The 19,711-nt window shown below is 57.4% G+C and carries 21 protein-coding genes and 1 tRNA gene; 12 read left to right on the top strand and 10 right to left on the bottom strand.

Going from position 1 to position 19,711, the window contains the following annotated elements:
* Positions 1-58 precede the first annotated feature (58 nt).
* Positions 59-1,399, top strand: coding sequence for an NAD(P)H-dependent oxidoreductase (locus RCA23_RS01345; RefSeq protein ID WP_044048714.1), 1,341 nt, complete (start codon positions 59-61; stop codon positions 1,397-1,399).
* 1 nt (position 1,400) lies between these two features.
* Positions 1,401-3,347, top strand: a complete 1,947-nt coding sequence (gene tkt, locus RCA23_RS01340) for a transketolase (protein ID WP_044048713.1) — start codon at positions 1,401-1,403, stop codon at positions 3,345-3,347.
* A gap of 198 nt (positions 3,348-3,545) precedes the next feature.
* Here the strand turns inward: tkt and RCA23_RS16900 are convergent, their stop codons facing one another.
* Positions 3,546-3,944, bottom strand: coding sequence for a hypothetical protein (locus tag RCA23_RS16900; protein WP_347721368.1), 399 nt, complete (start codon positions 3,942-3,944; stop codon positions 3,546-3,548).
* 15 nt (positions 3,945-3,959) lie between these two features.
* Positions 3,960-4,244: an AzlC family ABC transporter permease gene (locus RCA23_RS16895; protein WP_347721367.1), complete on the bottom strand. Its 285-nt coding sequence runs from the start codon at positions 4,242-4,244 to the stop codon at positions 3,960-3,962.
* 50 nt (positions 4,245-4,294) lie between these two features.
* Here RCA23_RS16895 and RCA23_RS16150 point away from each other — a divergent pair, with 50 nt between their 5' ends.
* A complete protein-coding gene (locus RCA23_RS16150; RefSeq protein WP_174422397.1) occupies positions 4,295-4,471 on the top strand; it encodes a hypothetical protein in 177 nt (58 codons plus the stop codon).
* Entirely contained in the window at positions 4,468-5,394 is a 927-nt protein-coding gene (locus RCA23_RS01330) for a 2-hydroxyacid dehydrogenase (RefSeq protein ID WP_044048712.1), read from the top strand. The genes RCA23_RS16150 and RCA23_RS01330 overlap by 4 nt, the downstream gene beginning before the upstream one ends.
* Before the next feature lie 39 nt (positions 5,395-5,433).
* On the opposite strand, the gene RCA23_RS01325 is transcribed toward RCA23_RS01330, so the two are convergent.
* The 3 genes from RCA23_RS01325 to RCA23_RS01315 form a co-directional block, all read right to left on the bottom strand.
* Positions 5,434-6,297, bottom strand: a complete 864-nt coding sequence (locus RCA23_RS01325; RefSeq protein ID WP_044048711.1) for a sugar phosphate isomerase/epimerase family protein — start codon at positions 6,295-6,297, stop codon at positions 5,434-5,436.
* Positions 6,294-7,196 (bottom strand): NAD(P)-dependent oxidoreductase, encoded by a 903-nt coding sequence (locus RCA23_RS01320; protein ID WP_044048710.1) that lies wholly within the window; start codon positions 7,194-7,196, stop codon positions 6,294-6,296. The genes RCA23_RS01325 and RCA23_RS01320 overlap by 4 nt, the downstream gene beginning before the upstream one ends.
* Before the next feature lie 197 nt (positions 7,197-7,393).
* A complete protein-coding gene (locus tag RCA23_RS01315) occupies positions 7,394-8,161 on the bottom strand; it encodes an SDR family oxidoreductase (protein WP_044048709.1) in 768 nt (255 codons plus the stop codon).
* A 70-nt stretch (positions 8,162-8,231) separates the two neighbouring features.
* Between RCA23_RS01315 and RCA23_RS01310 the strand changes: the two genes are divergently transcribed.
* Positions 8,232-9,272 carry an L-idonate 5-dehydrogenase gene (locus RCA23_RS01310; RefSeq protein WP_044048708.1) on the top strand — a complete coding sequence of 347 codons (1,041 nt, stop codon included), beginning with the start codon at positions 8,232-8,234 and terminating at the stop codon, positions 9,270-9,272.
* Between the two features lie 37 nt (positions 9,273-9,309).
* Here RCA23_RS01310 and RCA23_RS01305 read toward each other — a convergent pair whose 3' ends face one another.
* Entirely contained in the window at positions 9,310-10,440 is a 1,131-nt protein-coding gene (locus tag RCA23_RS01305; RefSeq protein ID WP_044048707.1) for an NADH:flavin oxidoreductase/NADH oxidase, read from the bottom strand.
* Positions 10,441-10,688: 248 nt separating this feature from the next.
* Between RCA23_RS01305 and RCA23_RS01300 the strand changes: the two genes are divergently transcribed.
* Together RCA23_RS01300 and RCA23_RS16360 are read left to right on the top strand one after the other, a co-directional pair.
* A complete protein-coding gene (locus tag RCA23_RS01300; RefSeq protein WP_044048706.1) occupies positions 10,689-12,347 on the top strand; it encodes a sulfatase-like hydrolase/transferase in 1,659 nt (552 codons plus the stop codon).
* Between the two features lie 54 nt (positions 12,348-12,401).
* Positions 12,402-12,545, top strand: coding sequence for a hypothetical protein (locus RCA23_RS16360; RefSeq protein WP_169701299.1), 144 nt, complete (start codon positions 12,402-12,404; stop codon positions 12,543-12,545).
* A gap of 77 nt (positions 12,546-12,622) precedes the next feature.
* On the opposite strand, the gene RCA23_RS16825 is transcribed toward RCA23_RS16360, so the two are convergent.
* The 3 genes from RCA23_RS16825 to RCA23_RS01290 all read right to left on the bottom strand — a co-directional run bounded on the left by RCA23_RS16825 (position 12,623) and on the right by RCA23_RS01290 (position 13,667).
* Complete coding sequence (locus tag RCA23_RS16825) at positions 12,623-12,751, bottom strand: hypothetical protein (protein WP_268870335.1); 129 nt, start codon at positions 12,749-12,751, stop codon at positions 12,623-12,625.
* 250 nt (positions 12,752-13,001) lie between these two features.
* Positions 13,002-13,088: transfer RNA gene (locus RCA23_RS01295), tRNA-Leu, on the bottom strand.
* Between the two features lie 60 nt (positions 13,089-13,148).
* Positions 13,149-13,667, bottom strand: a complete 519-nt coding sequence (locus tag RCA23_RS01290; RefSeq protein WP_052376967.1) for a DUF2306 domain-containing protein — start codon at positions 13,665-13,667, stop codon at positions 13,149-13,151.
* An 89-nt stretch (positions 13,668-13,756) separates the two neighbouring features.
* Between RCA23_RS01290 and RCA23_RS15880 the strand changes: the two genes are divergently transcribed.
* From RCA23_RS15880 to RCA23_RS01265, 4 genes are all read left to right on the top strand, one after another.
* Positions 13,757-14,533, top strand: a complete 777-nt coding sequence (locus RCA23_RS15880) for a LytTR family DNA-binding domain-containing protein (RefSeq protein WP_052376966.1) — start codon at positions 13,757-13,759, stop codon at positions 14,531-14,533.
* A complete protein-coding gene (lipB, locus tag RCA23_RS01280; RefSeq protein WP_044048705.1) occupies positions 14,533-15,195 on the top strand; it encodes a lipoyl(octanoyl) transferase LipB in 663 nt (220 codons plus the stop codon). Before RCA23_RS15880 ends, lipB begins: the two co-directional genes overlap by 1 nt.
* Before the next feature lie 202 nt (positions 15,196-15,397).
* Positions 15,398-17,071: a cytochrome c oxidase subunit I gene (ctaD, locus tag RCA23_RS01275; protein WP_044048704.1), complete on the top strand. Its 1,674-nt coding sequence runs from the start codon at positions 15,398-15,400 to the stop codon at positions 17,069-17,071.
* 255 nt (positions 17,072-17,326) lie between these two features.
* The gene (locus RCA23_RS01265) at positions 17,327-17,854 is read left to right on the top strand and encodes a DUF2244 domain-containing protein (RefSeq protein WP_044048702.1); all 528 of its coding nucleotides are present in this window, start codon (positions 17,327-17,329) and stop codon (positions 17,852-17,854) included.
* Positions 17,855-17,894: 40 nt separating this feature from the next.
* On the opposite strand, the gene RCA23_RS01260 is transcribed toward RCA23_RS01265, so the two are convergent.
* On the bottom strand, positions 17,895-18,353 hold the full coding sequence (locus tag RCA23_RS01260; protein WP_044048701.1) for a GatB/YqeY domain-containing protein: 459 nt from the start codon (positions 18,351-18,353) through the stop codon (positions 17,895-17,897).
* A 139-nt stretch (positions 18,354-18,492) separates the two neighbouring features.
* Here RCA23_RS01260 and carA point away from each other — a divergent pair, with 139 nt between their 5' ends.
* Positions 18,493-19,656 (top strand): glutamine-hydrolyzing carbamoyl-phosphate synthase small subunit, encoded by a 1,164-nt coding sequence (gene carA, locus RCA23_RS01255; RefSeq protein ID WP_044048700.1) that lies wholly within the window; start codon positions 18,493-18,495, stop codon positions 19,654-19,656.
* The last annotated feature ends 55 nt before the right edge of the window (positions 19,657-19,711 follow it).

Below are 19,711 nucleotides of genomic sequence, written 5' to 3'. Positions count from 1 at the left end.
GTTTGACGCCCCCTCCCCTCGTATATTGCGTGCAACATCATTTCAAAGGAGCAATGCCATGAATTTGTCCACACTATTGGAAGAACGTGCGGCCGACGGGCACCCGGTGCGGATCGGATTGATCGGAGCTGGCAAATTCGGCTCGATGGTGCTGGCTCAGGCCCGGCACATCGCAGGTCTGCACGTCGTCGGGATCGCCGATCTGGATGTGGAAAAGGCCAGGGCATCGCTCGCGCGGGTGCAATGGGATGAGGAGCAGTTCTCAGCGGGCACTCTCGACGCGGCCGTATCATCCGGTGAGACGTGCGTCACGGACGATACAGCAGACCTTTTTGCCTGTTCCGAGATCGAAGTGGTGATCGAAGCGACCGGCCATCCCATCGCCGGCGTTCGCCACGCCCTCGCGGCCATTGATGCTGGCAAACATGTCGTCATGGTGAACGTGGAGGCCGACGTGATGTGCGGCCCGGCTTTAGCCGAGCGGGCGCGCAAGGCGGGCGTCGTTTATTCGATGGCCTATGGCGACCAACCCGCCGCGATCTGCGAACTGGTGGATTGGGTGCATTCCTGCGGCTTCGAACTGGTCGCCGCCGGTAAGGGCATGAACTTCTGCCCCGGCTACCGCTATTCGACGCCTGACACGGTCTGGGACTACTTCGATTTCACCGAGGAACAGGTCAATTCGGGTGACTTCAATCCCAAGATGTACAACTCCTTCACCGACGGGACCAAGGCCGCCATTGAAATGGCCGCCGTGGCCAATGCAACTGGGATGGACTGCCCGTCCGATGGGCTGGCCTTCCCGCCCGCAGGGCTGCAGGATCTGGCGGAGGTGTTCAAACCAGTCAGCGAGGGCGGACGCCTGGAAAAATCGGGTATCGTGGACATCGCCGCAAGCCGCGAACCGGATGGCCGCATGGTGCTGAACAACATCCAGTATGGCATGTTCGTCACCTTCCGCGCACCGAACGAATACACGCGCCAGTGCTTCAACCAATACGGTCTGTTGACCGACAAATCCGGCTGGTACGGCAGTATGTGGCGGCCGTTCCACCTGATCGGGCTGGAAACGTCTGTGTCGGTTCTGTCGGCGGCGTTGCGCCGGGAACCAACGGGCATATCGAAACGCTACCGCGCCGATGCCGTGGCCACAGCCAAGGGCGATTTTGCCGCAGGCGATATGCTGGACGGCGAAGGCGGCTTCAAGGTCTGGGCCAAGGCGATCCCCGCTGCGCAGGCCGTCGACCTTGGTGCGCTGCCTATTGGCCTTGCCCATCACGTCAAACTAAAAAGGGCGATCACCCGCGATCAGATCGTGACGCTGGATGATGTGGAGGTCATCGACGATCTGGACATCCACGCCCTGCGCACCGAGCAAAACCAACTGCTGGAAAGCTGACATGCCGAACATCCAGACCATGGCGGATGCAATCCGTTTTCTTGCCATCAACGCGATCCTGAACGCAGGCGAAGGCCATCAGGGCGTGCCCCTCGGCATGGCAGAGATTGCCGCGACCCTCTACGCCAACCACCTCAGGGCCGCGCCGAAAGACCCGCTTTGGCCTGACCGGGACCGGGTGGTGCTCTCGAACGGGCATGGCTCCATGCTGCTTTACGCGCTGCTGCACCTGTCGGGTTATGACAAGGTCTCGCTTGAGGCGCTCAAGTCGTTTCGCACACTTCACTCGGTCTGCGCGGGCCATCCCGAGATCGAACAGGATGCGGGGATCGAGATCACCAGCGGTCTGCTGGGACAGGGTATTGCCAGCGCCGTCGGCATGGCCGTAGCCGAGGAACGGCTTGCCGCCCGCTTTGGCCGTGATCTGGTGGATCACCGCACCTGGGCCTTTGTTGGTGACGGGTGTCTGCAGGAAGGCATGGGGCAAGAGGCGATCTCGCTGGCCGGGCACCTGCATCTGGGGCGGCTGACATTCCTGTGGGACGACAACCGGATCACCGATGACGGCGAAACCGCGTTGTCGATTTCCGAGGACATACCGGCCCGGTTTCGCGCCGCAGGCTGGCATGTTCTGGTGGTTGATGGGCACGACATTGTTGCGGTCGATGCCGCCATCACCGCCGCGAAGACTGATCCGCGCCCGTCGCTCATTGCCTGTCGGACGACGATTGCACGGGGCATCCCGCGCCTGCAGGGCCAACGCGGCGGGCACAGCGCGCCATTGACCTCGCAGGACGCCGAGGAAGCGCGGGCTGCACGCGGCTGGTCGCACCCAGCCTTTTACATACCGCAAGAGGTCTACGACGACTGGCACGGCGCGATGGACAGAGGCGCGCAGGCCCGCACCGACTGGTCCACGCGTCTGGCCGTACACCCTGAAAGCGAGGAGTTCACCCGCTGGATGTCAGGCACCCTGCCTGACGGGTGGGCCGATGCCCTGCCCGGCCCTTGCATGGAGCCGCGCGCCACGATCATGTCCTCCGGCGACGTGTGCGATGCATTGGCCGATACCCTGCCAGAAACCATCGTGCTGTGTGCCGATCTCGAAGCGCCGACCAATCACAAGCGCAGCCGCGCGGCCTTTACCCCCGAAAACCGCTCAGGAAGCTACCTGCACTGCGGCGTACGCGAGCACTTGATGGGGGCGATGGCGTATGGGATTGCCGCGCACGGCGGACTGCGCCCAGTCAATGTGACCTACCTGGCCTTTGCCGACTACGAACGACCCGCGATGCGCATGGCCGCCCTTATGGCATTGCCTACAACGTTCGTTTTCAGTCACGATTCAATTGGCGCGGGCAGCAACGGGGCGACCCACCAACCAGTCGAGACACTGGCAAGCTACCGCGCGATGCCGGGCATGCGAGTATTCCGTCCTGCTGATACGGTGGAGACAAGCGAAGCGTGGCAGATTGCGCTGGAAACCCCGGATGGTCCGTCGATGATGGCCTTGTCGCGGCAGGACGCGGTTCAGGTGCGCCGCGACACTTCCAAAAATCTAACTCGGCGGGGGGCATATATTCTGGCTGGGTCCGAACAAAATCGCGACGTGACCCTGATTGCCACGGGGACCGAGGTCGGGCTGGCCCTCCATGCTCGAAAGACGCTTGAGGCCCTAGGCATAAAAACCACCGTGGTCTCCATGCCCTGCTGGGAACTGTTCGAGGTTCAACCCCATTCCTATCGCTTGCAGATACTCGGCGGGGCCCCGCGCATCGCCATCGAGGCCGCGTTAAAGTTCGGATGGGAGCGCTGGCTCAGATATTCTGACCGGTTCATCGGCATGACGGGGTACGGCGCTTCAGCCAGGGCGCCTCAGCTCTACCAGCATTTCGGAATCACCGAGGAGGCAATTGTCGCTGCGGCGAAAGAAATGGCTGAACAATAATCCTACTGTCGGCCACCAGCAGCGCAATCAGATTTCTTTCGGAAGCCCCTTGTAAGAGGCGGCTGCAGGCAGCCAGATCGACTATAATTACCACCCCGACGGTACCGGCGCTCCGAAGGTGCTGCGCATAGAGCCAATGCTTTGGCACTCTTTATCGTAACCAATGCGCCGGCCTTACGAGCCTGTGATGCCACACGTCTAGATACCCCACCCAACTCGTGCCACGACGGCTCGCAGCAAAGGCTTCACGCCGACATCGCGCTGGAACCGAACATCTGGCCCGACGAGCCAGAAGAATTTCGGCCTGCCCCCTACAAAGACACCGAGCACGGCGGCGATTAACAGGCCAAGTGACCAAGGAACCCATGCAAAAGCAAGCGCCGTGATGCCTGCGACTAGTGCTGCAATAACACGAGGCCCTGACCGCACAAGTGGCGCTGTAAGCGCGATGAAACAGACAGGCGCCGCGAAATCAAGACTGAACGCTGTCGGGATCGCCTGACCGACCAGGGCGCCCATTAGCGTGAATCCGTACCAGAATGGACAGATCAGGGCCATGCAGCCAAAGTAGTAGGCCACCTTGGTCGGCGGTGTCATTTCGGGCCTGTCCTCTTAGGTGCGCACAGCGACGGCAAATGCCTGATCCACCATCAGGTAGGCCATTATGGCGCGTAGACCCAGCCGCGCATGACCGATCTGCGGGACGAGAGCAGCTGAATACATCGCCATGCGCAGGTTCACCGCAAGTGCAGTCGCGAGCGCGACAAAGACTGGAGCCTGATCTTGCAGGAGTGCGAGGGCTGTGAACTGCGATGCGCCAGCAATCACCAGTACCGACATTGCAATTGTCTGCAATATGTCCAGCCCTGCGTCGCGGGCGACTACACCAAACAGCATCGAATAAGGCACGACAATCAGAATGAAAGGAGCAGTTTCGTCAGCAATTGATGAAGGCAGATCGCAGATTTGATTTCATATCCAACAATATTCAGCAGCACAGCGACATATTAGAAGCCGCCCTAGCCGCAGACGAAGCCTTGACCCGCAAACGGATTCATGACCATTTGGCACGACATTTGACCGGCCAAACCGCCACATTAGCCTCAGAAAGTGACGCAGAATGACCCATCATCTTCTACAAATAGGGGGCATCACCCCAGACATGCGAGAGCGGCTTGAAGCGGCATTCACGATCTATCAATTGGATGATTTTGACCCGACCGCCATCACCCATGTGATCACAAATGGCCATGATGGCGTGAACCCGGAGCTCATGACCTCGCTGATCAATCTCAAAGTCATCAGCGGTTACGGCGTCGGTTATGATGCGATTGACGTCACCGAGGCGGTGCGGCGCAATATCCTTGTCGCTCATACGCCAAATGTGTTGAACCAAGAGGTTGCGACAACCGCGCTTTTGCTATTGCTGGCCTGCTACCGCGAACTTCTGCGTGATGATGCCTATGTCCGATCTGGCGATTGGCAGGCCAAGGGCAACGCCCCGCTCACCCGTTCGATGGACAAACAGACCGTTGGAATTTTGGGACTTGGCCGCATTGGTCAGGCCATTGCCAACAAGCTCGCGCCCTGGGATGCCACAGTTGTATACCACTCTCGCAGGAAAAAAGATGTGCCCTACCGCTACTTTGACAACCTGACCGAAATGGCACGCGCCTGTGATGCGCTCATCTGCATCACACCCGGCGGGCCCTCCACCCATAAAATCGTCAATGCCGAGGTATTGGAGGCCCTGGGGCCACATGGGACGTTGATCAATGTCAGCCGAGGATCTGTCGTCGATGAGGCCGCTTTGATCGCGGCACTGACAAGCGGCAAGCTGGGCTGGGCCGGGCTTGATGTCTTTGAAGCCGAGCCCGTGGTGCCTCAGGCGCTGCGCGATCTGCCAAATACTGTATTATTGCCGCATGTGGGCAGCGCCACAGTCGAAACCCGGGCGGCCATGGGTGCGCTCACCGTCGACAATCTGCTCCAGCATCTCAAAGATGGCACTGTGATGACACCCGTGCCGGAATGTGCAGATCTTTAAATATATTGCGGCCTGCACCCCTTCAGGCCGCAATACACATCACAAAAACAAACTTTTAAAACGATCAATACACAAGCGAAACCCGGCTTCAAAATCGCCATTGCCCGGGTGGTATACACTTTCAAACGACACCACCCCATCATAGTCATCCGCCCGCAGGGCCGCGGCGATGGGCGCGAATAGCTCGGCCAATTGCCCCTCCCCCATGCGCCGCACTTCGAGCAAGGCGCGTGGCGTGTCGACTTTGACATCCTTGATATGGATATGCCCAAGATATCCGCCCCGCAGTGTCTCATAACCATCTGGATAGGCCAATTCATGACACCAACAATTATTACCAGGATCCCAAAGGACCTTTAGGTGCGCTTTGGCGTCTAATTCGTCAATCAAACGGCGCGCCGTATAGTTGGAATTCACCAAAGTGCCATTGCCGGTTTCCACCACCAAGACCACCCCTTCGGCTTTGGCCAGCTCAACCGCTGGCGCGATCAGGGGGGGCATGCTGTCCCAGGCCCCATGGGCGACGTTCCAACGCTCCGCCCCATTCTTGCCCCACAAAATTTGTTCCTTGCGCTGGGTCATGATCCGCACCAAGGGCGATCCGACAATATGCGCCATCTCAATCACCCGCTTGAGCGCATCCATATGTGACACATGTAGCGCATCCCCGGGGCGATTGGCGGCACTCATGCCGGCGAATATATGCCGCGACAGGCAAGAGACCGGCTTGCCGCGATCGCGCAACAGCTGATCTATCGCCGCGATTTCCTGCGGGGTATGATCCCCCACTTCCGTATCGCCAACATATTGCAGCTCGGCATAGTCCAAATCAAACTCATCCATCACATCGACGGCATGGCGCAAATCGCGGCTGATCCCGTCGCAAATAACCCCGAGCTTCATGGCGCCACCTCGCGGTGCAACTCGGCGCCAACAATCTCCTCAATGACCCTTGTGCAGACCCAGTTGTCGCCATTGGGGTACTTGGCTTTCCCAGCGTGAAAAATTTGCATCGCAGAGCCGGCCGTATGAAGCGGCACGCCCAGCGCCTCACCCAATGCCATAGCAATCGTCAGATCCTTATGCATCGTATTGATGTGACTGCCCGTGCCCTCAAATTGCCGATCAATAATCTTTTCCAGCGCATTGTTCACCACCCCACAGCCCGCCGAAGAGGTGGAGAACACATCAAGCAGCACCTGCCCTGACACGCCAGCCTTTGCCGCCAGAGCGGCCGCCTCAAATGTTGCCGAAAATTGCGCACCGATCAGCGATTGCAGGCAGGCCTTCACCGTCTGCCCATCGCCCGGACGCTCGCCGACCCGGTGAATATTGGCAGAGACCGCTTCAAGAATAGGGAGGAAGCGATCCAAAATATCAGGTGGCGCGGCGGCCATAAGGGTAAGGCTGCCCCCCTGCGCCCCGGGAAATCCACCTGAGACCGGGCTGTCGATCAAATGCACCCCAGAGCCTTGCATTTGCGCGCCAATATCGCGCGCTTCCTGAGGTTTGATCGTCGCTGATAATACAATCGCACTGCATTGCGGCAAAGTTGCAAGCAGACCGTCAGGCGCAAATATAACAGTTTTCGCCTGCTCTCCCGTCATGACCATCACAAAGACCGCATCAGCCCCGCGCCCCACATCAGCGGGGCAGTCACCAAGCTGCCCACCCATCGCGCGAAATGCGTCTTGGCGCTGGGGCAAAAGATCGGCCCCTTGCACTTGAAACCCATGTTTCAATAAATTCTTCGCCAAACCGCTGCCCATATCGCCCAGTCCAACAACTCCTACAGTCTTCATAATTTTTCTCCCGTAATATGCAGGCGCGCAGAGGCTCCTACAGATAAAACCGATGCATAGCGCATCAAATTCACGGGGATTTCACGCGCATGTCTCAGCGCCGGGCGGGTCCGGAAGACACCCCGCTGCCCAGTTAAGTACATATAGGTAAATTGATTTTTTGAGCTCTCGCAAGTGTTTTCCACGAGAGCCCCGCGTTAGAGCGATGCTGTAATTCCACCGTCCACATAAAGGATATGCCCGTTGACGAAGCTCGCCGCATCGGAGGACAAAAACACCGCCGCGCCGACCAACTCCTCAACCGCGCCCCAGCGCCCGGCCGGGGTGCGTTTGGCAAGCCATGTGCTGAAATCTGGATCCGCCACCAATGCCGCATTCAAAGGCGTGTCGAAATAGCCCGGCGCGATAGCGTTGCAATTGAGCCCATATTGCGCCCAATCGGTTGCCATGCCCTTGGTCAAATTGCCCACGGCGCCTTTGGTCGCTGTATAGGGGGCGATGCCGGGGCGCGCGAGCGCGGTCTGCACGGATGCGATATTGATGATTTTACCGCCTTTGCGCGCGATCATATGACGGGCAACAGCCTGTCCGACATGAAAGACCGAGGCGATATTGGTCTGCAACAGGCGCTCAAAAGCATCGGGTGGAAAATTATGCAACTCGGTGCGATGCTGCATGCCAGCGTTGTTGATCAAAATGTCAATCGCGCCGACCTCCGCCTCAAAGCCATCCACTGCACGCCGTACAGCTTCGTGATCTGTTGCGTCAAACGCTAGGGAGTGCACAGTTGCGCCTTCATCGCCCAGCTCTTGCCGCGCGGCCTCAAGCTTGGCTTCATCGCGTCCATTAAGGATAATTTCCGCCCCCGCCCCGGCCAGTCCCCGAGCCAGAGCAAAACCAATGCCTTGGCTGGATCCGGTGATCAGCGCGCGTTTTCCTGATAAGTTGAACATTTCAAGCGACATTGCATTTTCCTTTGGTGCATTCCTCATTCAAGCTCTAGTCTACGGGGAAACATCATCTGGAGAAACACGAATGTTGCACAGCTGCTCATCAATCGTCATCCATGCCGCGGGTGACCTGCGCATTGAACCACAAGAGGTGGCCACCCCGGGCGCTGGTGAGGTGTTGATCCAAATGCAGGCGGGCGGCATCTGCGGCTCTGATCTCCACTATTATCATAATGGTGGGTTTGGACCGATCAAACTGCGCGAGCCGATGGTATTGGGCCATGAGGTCTCTGGCATAATTGGCGCGCTCGGAACAGACACCGGCGATCTGCAGGAGGGCCAGCTGGTGGCCATATCCCCCTCCCGGCCCTGTCATTCCTGCGCCTTTTGCACGAAAGGGCAGCACAACCATTGCCTGAACATGCGCTTTTACGGCAGCGCCATGCCCTTTCCTCATATCCAAGGCGCCTTTCAAGAGCACCTGGTCGTCAGCGCGGCCCAATGCGCCCCAGCAGACGGGTTGTCAGCGGCACAGGCCGCCATGGCGGAACCTCTGGCCGTGTGCCTCCACGCCGTTGCGCAGGCTGGGGATTTGACCGGCAAAACGGTGCTGATCACCGGCTGTGGCCCAATCGGTGCGCTGTGTATTTTGGCAGCCCGCCACGCCGGCGCCGCGCGCGTCATCGCAACCGATCTATCCGATTACACCCTCACTATGGCCCAGCTTTGTGGCGCTGATACCCCGCTCAATACAGCAATAAATCCACAAGCTTTGGAGGAGTTTCAAGCAGACAAAGGCCAGGTGGACGTGCATTTAGAATGCTCTGGCGCGCCGGCGGCACTGGCTGCGGGCGTGGCCTGTTTGCGGCCGCGTGGCATCTTGGTTCAGCTGGGGCTCGGCGGCGATATGACCGTGCCGATGCAGGCGCTGACCGCCAAAGAGATCACTCTGCGGGGCTCATTTCGTTTCCATGAGGAGTTTTTCACCGCCGTCAAGCTGATGCAATCTGGCGCAATCACCGTGGATCACCTCATCACCCATAGCTTCCCAGTCAGCGAAGCCGTGCAAGCTTTCACGACCGCCAGCGACCGCAGCCAGGCGATGAAAGTGCAGCTCCAGTTTTAGGCCTCGCCGAACCTGGGCCAAACCTGGCGCGCGGCTTTTACGTTTTCACCGCAACAGGCGGGTTGCCCGGTATGGGCAGGCCGCGCAATGCTTTGTTGGAGCGCATATATTGCGGCGCGTAGGCGGCCTCGGCGTTCAAGGCTTCTGCTGCATGCCAGGCCCAACGCGGGTTGTTGAGCATGCCGCGCGCGAGAGCCACCATATCGGCCTGCCCTGAACGGATCACCGCCTCTGCCTGATGCGGCTCGGTGATCTGCCCAACAGCCATCGTCGGCATTTGCGTCTGGCGGCGAATCTCCGCGGCAAATCCCGTCTGATAACCGGGCCCAACCTCGATAGTTTGCTCGGGCGAATTGCCCGCGCTTGAGACGTCGATAAAGTCACAGCCACGCGCTTTCAATGCCGCTGCGAATTGGGTGGATTCTGCGATATCCCAGCTGGAACGCGCCACCCAATCTGTCGCGGAAAAGCGCACGCCAAGGGCTTTATGCTTGGGCCAAACTGCGGCCACAGCGTCAAAAACCTCCAGCGGAAAGCGCATTCTTTTTTCCAAACTGCCGCCATAGGCATCAGTGCGCAGATTGCTCAAGGGGGACAGGAATTGATGCAAAAGATACCCATGCGCCGCATGCAACTCAGCCACCTCAAACCCAATACGATCAGCCCGAACAGCCGCATCAACGAAGGCCGCCTTGATCCGAGCCAGCCCCGCCTCATCTAGGGCCGCTGGAGTCTCCCAGCCAACAGGTGCATAGGGCGTGGCCGATGGGGCCTCGGTGGCCCAGCCTCTTGGGTCGGAGGCAGGAATTGGCTTGCCCCCGAGCCAAGGCAGATCGGTCGAGCCCTTGCGGCCCGCATGGCTCAACTGAATGCCCATCGTGGTGTTGCCAAATGTTTGACAAAAATCGACGACGCGTTTCAGACTGGCTTCCTGCGCATCTGTGCAAAGGCTCAAACAGCCCGGTGAAATCCGGCCCGCCATGTCTACGCCCACCGCTTCGGTAATAATCAAGCCAACGCCAGAGACCGCATATTGCCCCAGGTGCATCAAATGCCAATCCGTCGCGGCGCCCTCATCGGCACTATATTGGCACATGGGCGCCACAATGATCCTGTTGCGCAGCTCAATGCCGGCCAGAGTAATGGGTGAAAATAACTGACTGGCCATCTGGATCGCGCCCCTTTTTCATAGATTAAACGCTCCCAATTGAACACATTGGAAACCTCCACCAGCTTGCAAATTAAGTTGCAAAATAGCAAACCGTTATTTCCCTGCCAGGGTCCGCGACCCGTTTGCCCCCGGCTTATGCTAGGCCATTTGAACAGTAGGTTTGCGTTGGCGACGCGGACTCGGCACTCTTAGAGTAAGAATCAGCTGCCGGCGCCGCGCGCGCCGCAAAAGGACCGACATCCACCATGAATATTTTGTTCATCATGTATGACCAATTGCGCTTTGACTACCTATCTTGCGCCGGCCACCCGCATTTGCACACCCCAAATTTTGACCGCGTGGCCGCCATGGGCGTCAGGTTTACCAATGCCTATGTCCAATCGCCGATTTGCGGTGGCTCGCGCATGTGTTTTTACACCGGTCGTTACGCCTCATCCCACGGGGCGCAGTGGAACGGCTTCCCTCTCAGGGTCGGCGAAATGACCATGGGCGATCACCTGCGCAATTCCGGCATGGACTGCTGGCTGATCGGCAAAACCCATATGAAAGCCGATGCCGCGGGCATGGCTCGGCTGGGGTTGAGCCCCGACAGCGTGATCGGAGCACGTCAGGCAGAATGCGGCTTTGACACTTGGATCCGGGACGATGGGCTTTGGGCCTATGGTCCTGATGGGTTTTATGACGAAAAACGCTCGCCCTATAATGAATATCTCAGATCCCAAGGCTACCAATCAGAAAACCCATGGGCTGATTTTGCCAATGCCGGGGTGGGTGGCGATGAAATTGCCAGCGGTTGGATTTTCAGAAATGCCGATAAACCAGCCAATATTGCCGAAGAGCACAGCGAAACGCCTTGGTTAACCAGCAAGACGATCGAGTTCATCGAAACCCGGGACAAAGCGACCCCTTGGATGGCTCATGTCAGCTATATCAAGCCGCATTGGCCCTATATCGTGCCTGCGCCCTATCACAATATGTATGACGCCCGCCATGTGCCTCCGGCCAAGCGCCACGCGATGGAGCAAGAAGACCCCCACCCGGTTTTTGGCGCCTATCAGGGCAATAAGATTGCGCAAGCCTTCCAAAAAGACGAGGTCCGCCAAAAGGTGATCCCTGCCTATATGGGATTGATCAAACAATGCGATGATCAGCTGGGCCGGCTGCTCACCTATCTTGAGAACAGTGGCCGCCTTGAAGACACGATGATCGTGCTGACATCGGATCATGGAGATTACTTGGGCGACCACTGGCTCGGCGAGAAAGACCTGTTTCACGACGCATCGGCGAAAATTCCGATGATCATCTATGACCCACGCCCCGCGGCAGACAAGGCGCGCGGCACGACTTGCGATGCGCTGGTGGAATCCATTGATTTAGCCGCAACCTTTGTCGAGGCGGCAGGCGGGAAAGTGCCGGCGCATATCATTGAGGGCCAGAGCCTCATCCCCTGGCTGCATGGGAACCGCCCTGACTGGCGCTCCTTTGCGATCAGCGAATATGACTATTCCGCCACACCGCAGGCGGTGAAACTCGGGCTAGAGCCCCGCGACGCACGCCTTTTTATGGTCTTTGACGGGCGTTTCAAACTGATGCATGCAGAAGGTGGCTTTCGCCCGATGCTGTTTGATCTGAAAACCGATCCCGATGAGTTTATCGACCTGGCCAAAAGCGATGGGCACCAAGCAGAGATTGAACGGCTCTATGGGATGCTCGCACAATGGGGCCGAAGGATGAGCCAGCGGGTGACCAAATCAGATGAGGATATCAAGGCCATGCGTGGCCTCTCTCTTCGGCGCGGAATATTGCCCTTTTTGGCCGATGGAACCGAGGTGGATGCGGAGTTGTTGTCGAAATATCGCGGGACGGTGAAGGGCAAGACCGTGACGCGGCCAGACGAAGGTTGACCGAGGCTCACCCGTCGAAACACAAATCTATCGGCACACATGTTTGGGGTCTCTGTGCCGTATCATATGCCTGTGGCGGATCAAGAAGATAGGCAACCACCGGTGGGCCAGAAGGGCAGCTTTGCCTCTGACGGCTATCGCTCGCAGGCGGAAATCTCGGCAAAATCTGGGGAAGGCGCCGATGAGAGCTCTGTTTAAGAGGTTATTTTAGCCCATCGAAACGGGCTAAAATGCGTAATTCCAAAGCGGCAAGCAGGCGCTTACCTTTTGGATTATTACATTTTGTTCATTGTTGGTTCAGCTGCAACCGTGCGCGCTGCGCCGCTGTCGGCACCGTTGTTTGCGGAGCAAGCGGACAAAACGAGGGTCGCGCATACCAGAAGCATGGATCCAATTTTAGACATATTATTCCCTTTCCTAAGTGTGTTACTCTTCCACATATGTCAGTGTGTAAGGTTTATGGCAAGATAAGATGTGAATTGCCCAGCTGACATTCAAAAATTCGGGCAATTTTGCGTCAAACCTCGCAGCGTATCAAACACAAGAGTGTAAAATAATACTATACACCCCTACCCATTTCGAAAAGAGCAGTGCCTTGCCCATCCATCAGCCGCTCTACGCGCAAACGGTGGCCCAGCAAAAAAAGAGAAGTATTGGTGCGGTCGGGGGGACTCGAACCCCCACGAGTGTTACCTCACAGCGACCTCAACGCTGCGCGTCTACCAATTCCGCCACGACCGCGTGGTTTGACGCTGCATAGTCGAGGGCTGCCGGAGGCTCAAGAGGGAAAATTGCGCCACCTCAAAACTTACGCCCTCCCGCCACCGCGGCACGCGCCAGAAATTTGCGGCGATCCTTCAGGTGCCATCCCAAGAGGCAGGCCGCACCAGATATGATCACCACATAACCCATATCCGCGCTTGCATCGCCCAATACCGCTCTATTGACGAGGCGCCCCGGCAAAAAATTAAATAGCCCCGCAATCACCAGCCCATACCAATAGAGATTGGTCATGATGCGCCGGTGCAGGATCATGTTGCCCCGATAAATCTGCCGCATCGCCTCAAAAATTGACCAAAGTGTTAGGACTGACAGTAAATGGATCGGGCCAAAGCGTCCAAAGGCCTTCAAGCCTTCGATGAAAAAGGACGTTCCGGCCAAGAGGATCATCGAGAAAACCCAAAGGTATCCCGCCGCCCGGTGCAGCGCCTGCCGCGCATTGCTGTAGAGCGCGATGGGGCCGACGATAAAGGCGCAAAGTCCACAGATGACATGCACCACAATCACGGGATCAGAGTTGAAAAATTCTTGGAAATTCATCTTTACTCTCCTGTTTTTAATTCTTAAAATCCATCACACATCCGCATAACCACCCCAAGTAAAATGGCGTGAACCGCTCGGAGGCATTCGTGAACGACAGCTCAACGCAACAGGCGATGCGCGACATGCGGCGGGTGTTGGGACGACCAAGAACTTTTGGAGGCCTTGGCTTGGCCGCGGTCCTGGTCACGATCGTCCAACCCTTCGGGTTTCATGTCCCGGGCCCGATAGGTCTCACCCTGATGTACTGGCTGTTGATCATTGCCGTGACATTTCCTCTGGGATTTGTGATCAGCGCCGCCTGCGCGGCTCTCTTTCGCCACCGCTGGAGCGCCGCCCTGGCGGCCGCCTGCGCAATGGGCATAGCCGTGACGGTTTTAGCCTATGCGCTGAATATTGTGTTCCTCGGCTGGGGCATTTGGGAGCTGGAACGCTGGCGCGTTCTGACCGGCAGTGCCGTGCCCGTGGCGGCGCTCATCACCATTTTGATCCATATGATCCAAGCGCCAGTTGCGACAGCCTCAAGCCCGCCGCAGCCGCCAAAGGCTCCGGTGCCCCCCGCGCTGCTCAACCGGCTGCCATCGGACATGCGCGGCGCGATCCAACATTTATCCGCGGAGGATCATTATACCCGTGTCACAACCTCTCAAGGCAGCTGCCTTGTGCTGTTGCGGTTTTCTGACGCGCTGCAGGAGGTGGCACCCACCCCAGGTTTGCAAGTGCACCGTTCCCATTGGGTCAGCTTTGATGCCATTGACAAAGCCGAGCGCCGAGGGGACGGTGCCCGCCTAATCTTAGCAGGCGGCGCATCTGTCCCGGTCAGCCGGAGCCACATGCCACGTTTGCGTGCGAAAGGCATTGTGTGATGGTCGAATGGATCACCTCGGAAAATCCAGTGGGATATGAAGAGGCCGTGCGCTGGATGGAAGCGCGGGTTGCGGATATTTTGGCGGGCCGCGCCTCTGAGGCGATTTGGCTTTTGGAGCACCCTCCTCTTTACACGGCTGGCACCAGCGCCGATGCCAAGGATCTCACAGATCCGGATCGCTTTGACGTGTTTCAAGCGCAGCGGGGCGGGCAATATACCTATCACGGGCCCGGCCAGAGGGTGATCTATGTGCTGCTCGATGTTGGAAAGCGCGGGCGGGACGTGCGCAAGTTTGTGCAGCAATTGGAAGATTGGGTCATCCGAACCTTGGCCGAGTTCAACGTCACAGGCGAGATTCGCCCCGGCCGGGTCGGCGTATGGGTCACAAGGCCCGACAAGCCTCTGCGCCCCAGCGGCGCTCTGGCAGAGGATAAAATCGCGGCCATCGGTATCCGCCTGCGCAAATGGATCAGCTTCCATGGAATTTCCATCAATGTTGAACCCGATCTGGAGCATTTTTCCGGCATTGTCCCCTGTGGCATCGCGGAGCACGGGGTGACGTCCCTCGTAGATCTTGGCCTGCCGGTCACCCTTGCCGATGTTGATCTCGCCCTGCGCCGCAGCTTTGACGCGGTATTTTCAGAGCAAGCCGCCACGTAACGCGCATCGAAATCGGCGCTTGAGATTTGGCGCAAACCTATCGGGCGGCGCGGGCCTACCCCCTGCGCCATTTTAACCCATAGAAAACCTCCATCACCGCGTTGCGCTGCGGGCTTGTGGAATGTAGAGACTATAGCAGAAAGAGGCGGGACAGCTGCGAGTCGGCTGTTCTGTTTTGGTAGTCAATAAACGGGAGAGCCTGATGGCCGATGCAGCCGTACACGGACACGACCACGAAGATAACCGCGGTTTCTTCACACGTTGGTTCATGTCCACCAATCACAAAGATATTGGTATCCTTTACCTTTTGACCGGCGGCTTGGCCGGTTTCATTTCCGTCGCCTTCACCGTTTACATGCGGATGGAGCTTATGGAGCCAGGCGTGCAATATATGTGCATGGAGGGCGCGCGGCTCACCGCCGCTGCCGTGGGCGATTGTACACCCAACGGTCACCTGTGGAATGTCTTGATCACCGGCCACGGTATCTTGATGATGTTCTTCGTGGTGATTCCAGCGCTATTTGGTGGATTTGGAAACTATTTCATGCCCTTGCAAATCGGCGCGCCTGATATGGCCTTCCCACGCATGAACAACCTATCCTACTGGATGTATGTTGCTGGGACCACGATGGCGGTGCTCTCTGTGATCACCCCCGGCGGGAATGGACAAGCCGGCTCGGGCGTGGGCTGGGTGCTCTATCCGCCGCTCTCGGTCAATGAAGGCGGCATGTCTATGGACTTTGCCATTTTTGCGGTCCACCTCTCCGGGGCCTCTTCCATTCTGGGCGCGATCAATATGATCACAACTTTCCTGAACATGCGCACACCCGGCATGACCCTGTTCAAAGTCCCGCTGTTTTCTTGGTCAATCTTTGTGACCTCTTGGCTGATCCTCTTAGCCCTGCCTGTTCTGGCCGGTGCGATCACCATGTTGTTGACGGACCGCAACTTCGGCACGGCTTTCTTTGATCCGGCCGGCGGTGGGGATCCCATTCTTTACCAACATATTCTGTGGTTCTTTGGGCATCCAGAGGTTTACATTGTGATCCTGCCTGCTTTCGGCATCGTATCCCATGTCATTGCTACCTTCTCGAAAAAACCTGTCTTCGGCTATCTGCCGATGGTCTGGGCGATTATCGCAATTGGCGCTCTGGGCTTCGTTGTTTGGGCACACCACATGTACACCGTGGGCATGTCACTTACGCAGCAATCCTACTTCATGTTGGCCACAATGGTCATCGCGGTGCCGACTGGGGTGAAAATCTTCTCTTGGATCGCGACTATGTGGGGCGGCTCAATCGAATTTAAAACACCAATGCTCTTTGCAACGGGGTTTGTCTTCATGTTTACCGTCGGCGGCGTGACCGGCATCGTTCTGTCGCAGGCTGCGGTCGACCGGGCCTATCACGACACCTACTATGTGGTGGCACACTTCCATTATGTGATGGCAATTGCGGCCGCCTTTGGCATTTTCGCAGGGGTCTATTTCTACCTGCCAAAAATGGCTGGCCGTTGGTACAATGAAACCCTTGGCAAGATTCACTTCTGGATGTTCTTCATCGGCACAAACATCACCTTCTTCCCGCAGCACTTCCTCGGGCGTCAAGGTATGCCACGCCGCTATATCGATTATCCTGAGGCTTTTGCCTATTGGAACTATTGGTCAAGCTGGGGCGCCTTCCTCTCCTTCGCCTCCTTCTTGTTGTTCATCGGCGTCATCGCCTATGCAGTCTTTGCAGGGCGCCGGGTCACCGCGAACAACCCATGGAACGAATGGGCCGATACGTTGGAATGGACCATCCCATCACCACCGCCTGAGCACACTTTCGAAATTCTTCCAAAACAGGAAGATTGGGATAAAAGCTCCGCGCATTAATCGCCATGTGCTTGAAGCGATAGAAAAGGCCTCGGATTTCCGGGGCCTTTTTCATGTCATGCCTCAAACACTGGGGTCTTATGAAAAACCTCTGTATGACGCCATTTCAACAAAAAATGAGGGCAGCGCCGGCCTGGGCGGGCGCATCGTGTGGCCACCGGGCAAAGTGTTTTGGCCTGGCGGTTGAGTTACGCAGAGGCCTTTATGACATTATGGCGCAGTGGATCTTAGAGGTTTTCAGTTTACCTTCAGGCCATGCCCTATGAATGGTCCAGCCCTCCAGAATGCGCGCAGCTTGGCGCGGCATCCAGTCACCAGCCCGGTCTTCGGCTGTCGCTCAGCGCACATAATGCGCTCAGCCGGGAAGGGTTTGCTGGGTTCATTGGCGCCACTGCGGCCCTCATGGCTGTGCCGCTCTTGGCGTTTTTAGGCCATACGGTGCTTTGGGTCATCGCCGCAGCCCTTGGGAGCGCCCTTTGCGCGATTTGGCTGGCCCTCAAAGCCAGTTGGCGACGCGGTCAAGTGCGTGAAGAGTTTGAACTTTGGAGTGATCTGGCCATTTTGCGCCGCATCAACCCCAATGGTCAGTTGCAAGAATGGCGCGCTAACCCCTATTGGGTGGAGGTTCACATGAGCAAGGATGATGGGCCCGTTCCAGACTATCTCACCCTGCGCGGTGGTGGGCGTGTGGTGGAAATTGGCGCATTTTTGTCGCAAGAAGAGCGGCCGCTTTTGGCCGCTGATTTGCAATCGGCCTTTCTCAACGCTGCAAGGCAAGTGTGACTGAGGGGCTCAATCAGCCCCTGCGAAAGATGCGGGCCGATCAGCTCAGTTGCGCTTTCACCATGCCGCCAACTTTTCCAAAATCAAGCTGGCCTGTGTATTTGGACTTCAAAACGCTCATGACCTTGCCCATATCGCGAATCGAATTCGCCCCGGATGCGGTGATGGCCTCGGCAATCGCCTTTTCCACCTCTTGCTCGCTCAATTGCCGCGGCAAGAATTCTTCAACAATGACGATCTCAGCCCGTTCTTTTTCCGCCAATTCAAGCCGCCCGCCCTCTTCATAGGCCCGCGCACTTTCTTGGCGTTGTTTGACCATTTTGCTCAAAATAGCCAATAAATCGTCATCAGAGACCCCCGCATCGGTTCCCTCTGACCGCGCATCAATGTCGCGATCTTTAATCGCCGCATTGATGAGACGCAGTGTCATCAATCGCGTTGCATCCTTGGCCTTCATCGCTTCTTTCAGCGATACGCTCAAACGATCCCGCAAACTCATGATCCAATCATCCTCGATCTGTTAAGATCACAGTCTATAACCGCTGAACAATCGTTTTACAACGCCGATGGCGCCGCCTGACCCTTGACCCCCGACGCGTCAAGGACTAACACCAGCGCAATCTGCCAGGGGTATTTTCATGACAATGTCATCGAACCAAAAACCGACTGCTTGCCTTGTGCTTGCGGACGGATCCATTTTTTACGGCCACGGCTTTGGAGCCACCGGTACCACCGTTGCCGAGCTTTGTTTCAACACCGCTATGACAGGCTATCAGGAGATCATGACAGACCCCTCCTATGCCGGCCAAGTCGTCACCTTCACCTTCCCGCATATTGGCAACACTGGGATCACATCAGAAGATGATGAGACCGCAGATCCTTTTGCCGCTGGCATGGTGGTGAAATGGGATCCAACCGAGCCCTCAAGCTGGCGCGCACGCGAAGAGCTCGCCCCTTGGCTTGCCGCGCGCGGGCGCATCGCGATAGGTGGCATTGATACCCGCCGCCTCACCCGCGCCATCCGCCAACAAGGTGCGCCGCACGTGGCTCTGTGCCACAGTCCAGACGGCGTGTTCGATCTGGACGACCTTCTGGCGCAGGCCGAAGAATTCGCCGGTCTCGAAGGTTTGGACCTGGCCAAGGATGTCAGCTGCACACAGTCCTACAAATGGAATGAGAAACGCTGGGCTTGGCCGGAAGGCTATGTTGCCGAAGAGGCGCCCAAATATAAGGTTGTCGCCATTGATTATGGCGCAAAGCGTAATATCTTGCGCTGTCTGGCCTCCGTGGGCTGCGATGTCACTGTGCTGCCCGCATCGGCCACCGCAGAAGATGTTTTGGCGCACCAGCCCGATGGGCTTTTCCTTTCCAATGGCCCAGGCGATCCCGCCGCCACAGGAAGCTATGCTGTGCCGATGATCCAGGCGGTACTGGCACAAAGCACAATCCCCGTGTTTGGCATTTGCTTGGGTCATCAAATGCTGGCTTTGGCATTGGGTGCAAAAACCATCAAGATGAACCACGGACATCATGGCGCGAACCATCCTGTGAAGGATGTGCAAAGCAATAAGGTCGAGATCACCTCTATGAACCACGGGTTTACCGTGGACAGCCAATCTCTGCCTGAGGGTGTTTTGGAAACTCATATATCGCTATTTGATGGCTCCAATTGCGGCATTCGCATGGCGGATCGTCCGGTCTTCTCGGTGCAATATCACCCTGAAGCCAGCCCGGGACCCCAGGACAGTTTCTATCTGTTTGAAAATTTCGCAGCTGAAATGGAAAAGTCTCGCGCGGCCTAATTTCTTAAACCTTACCTTAACATCCAGCCCTCAAACTGTCGCAGCCAACCGCAGT

Source organism: Planktomarina temperata RCA23, from assembly GCF_000738435.1.
Lineage (GTDB): Bacteria > Pseudomonadota > Alphaproteobacteria > Rhodobacterales > Rhodobacteraceae > Planktomarina > Planktomarina temperata.
The sequence above is the reverse complement of the archived record's forward strand: the minus strand, read 5'-3'. Positions and strand labels throughout refer to the sequence as shown.

Coding starts and splice junctions, on each gene's coding strand:
- RCA23_RS01345 (WP_044048714.1), top strand. CDS start 59: ATGAATTTGTCCACACTATTGGAAGAACGTGCGGCCGACGGGCACCCG.
- tkt (WP_044048713.1), top strand. CDS start 1,401: ATGCCGAACATCCAGACCATGGCGGATGCAATCCGTTTTCTTGCCATC.
- RCA23_RS16900 (WP_347721368.1), bottom strand. CDS start 3,944: ATGACACCGCCGACCAAGGTGGCCTACTACTTTGGCTGCATGGCCCTG.
- RCA23_RS16895 (WP_347721367.1), bottom strand. CDS start 4,244: ATGCTGTTTGGTGTAGTCGCCCGCGACGCAGGGCTGGACATATTGCAG.
- RCA23_RS16150 (WP_174422397.1), top strand. CDS start 4,295: ATGAAGGCAGATCGCAGATTTGATTTCATATCCAACAATATTCAGCAG.
- RCA23_RS01330 (WP_044048712.1), top strand. CDS start 4,468: ATGACCCATCATCTTCTACAAATAGGGGGCATCACCCCAGACATGCGA.
- RCA23_RS01325 (WP_044048711.1), bottom strand. CDS start 6,297: ATGAAGCTCGGGGTTATTTGCGACGGGATCAGCCGCGATTTGCGCCAT.
- RCA23_RS01320 (WP_044048710.1), bottom strand. CDS start 7,196: ATGAAGACTGTAGGAGTTGTTGGACTGGGCGATATGGGCAGCGGTTTG.
- RCA23_RS01315 (WP_044048709.1), bottom strand. CDS start 8,161: ATGTCGCTTGAAATGTTCAACTTATCAGGAAAACGCGCGCTGATCACC.
- RCA23_RS01310 (WP_044048708.1), top strand. CDS start 8,232: ATGTTGCACAGCTGCTCATCAATCGTCATCCATGCCGCGGGTGACCTG.
- RCA23_RS01305 (WP_044048707.1), bottom strand. CDS start 10,440: ATGGCCAGTCAGTTATTTTCACCCATTACTCTGGCCGGCATTGAGCTG.
- RCA23_RS01300 (WP_044048706.1), top strand. CDS start 10,689: ATGAATATTTTGTTCATCATGTATGACCAATTGCGCTTTGACTACCTA.
- RCA23_RS16825 (WP_268870335.1), bottom strand. CDS start 12,751: ATGTCTAAAATTGGATCCATGCTTCTGGTATGCGCGACCCTCGTTTTG.
- RCA23_RS01290 (WP_052376967.1), bottom strand. CDS start 13,667: ATGAATTTCCAAGAATTTTTCAACTCTGATCCCGTGATTGTGGTGCAT.
- lipB (WP_044048705.1), top strand. CDS start 14,533: ATGGTCGAATGGATCACCTCGGAAAATCCAGTGGGATATGAAGAGGCC.
- ctaD (WP_044048704.1), top strand. CDS start 15,398: ATGGCCGATGCAGCCGTACACGGACACGACCACGAAGATAACCGCGGT.
- RCA23_RS01265 (WP_044048702.1), top strand. CDS start 17,327: ATGCCCTATGAATGGTCCAGCCCTCCAGAATGCGCGCAGCTTGGCGCG.
- RCA23_RS01260 (WP_044048701.1), bottom strand. CDS start 18,353: ATGAGTTTGCGGGATCGTTTGAGCGTATCGCTGAAAGAAGCGATGAAG.
- carA (WP_044048700.1), top strand. CDS start 18,493: ATGACAATGTCATCGAACCAAAAACCGACTGCTTGCCTTGTGCTTGCG.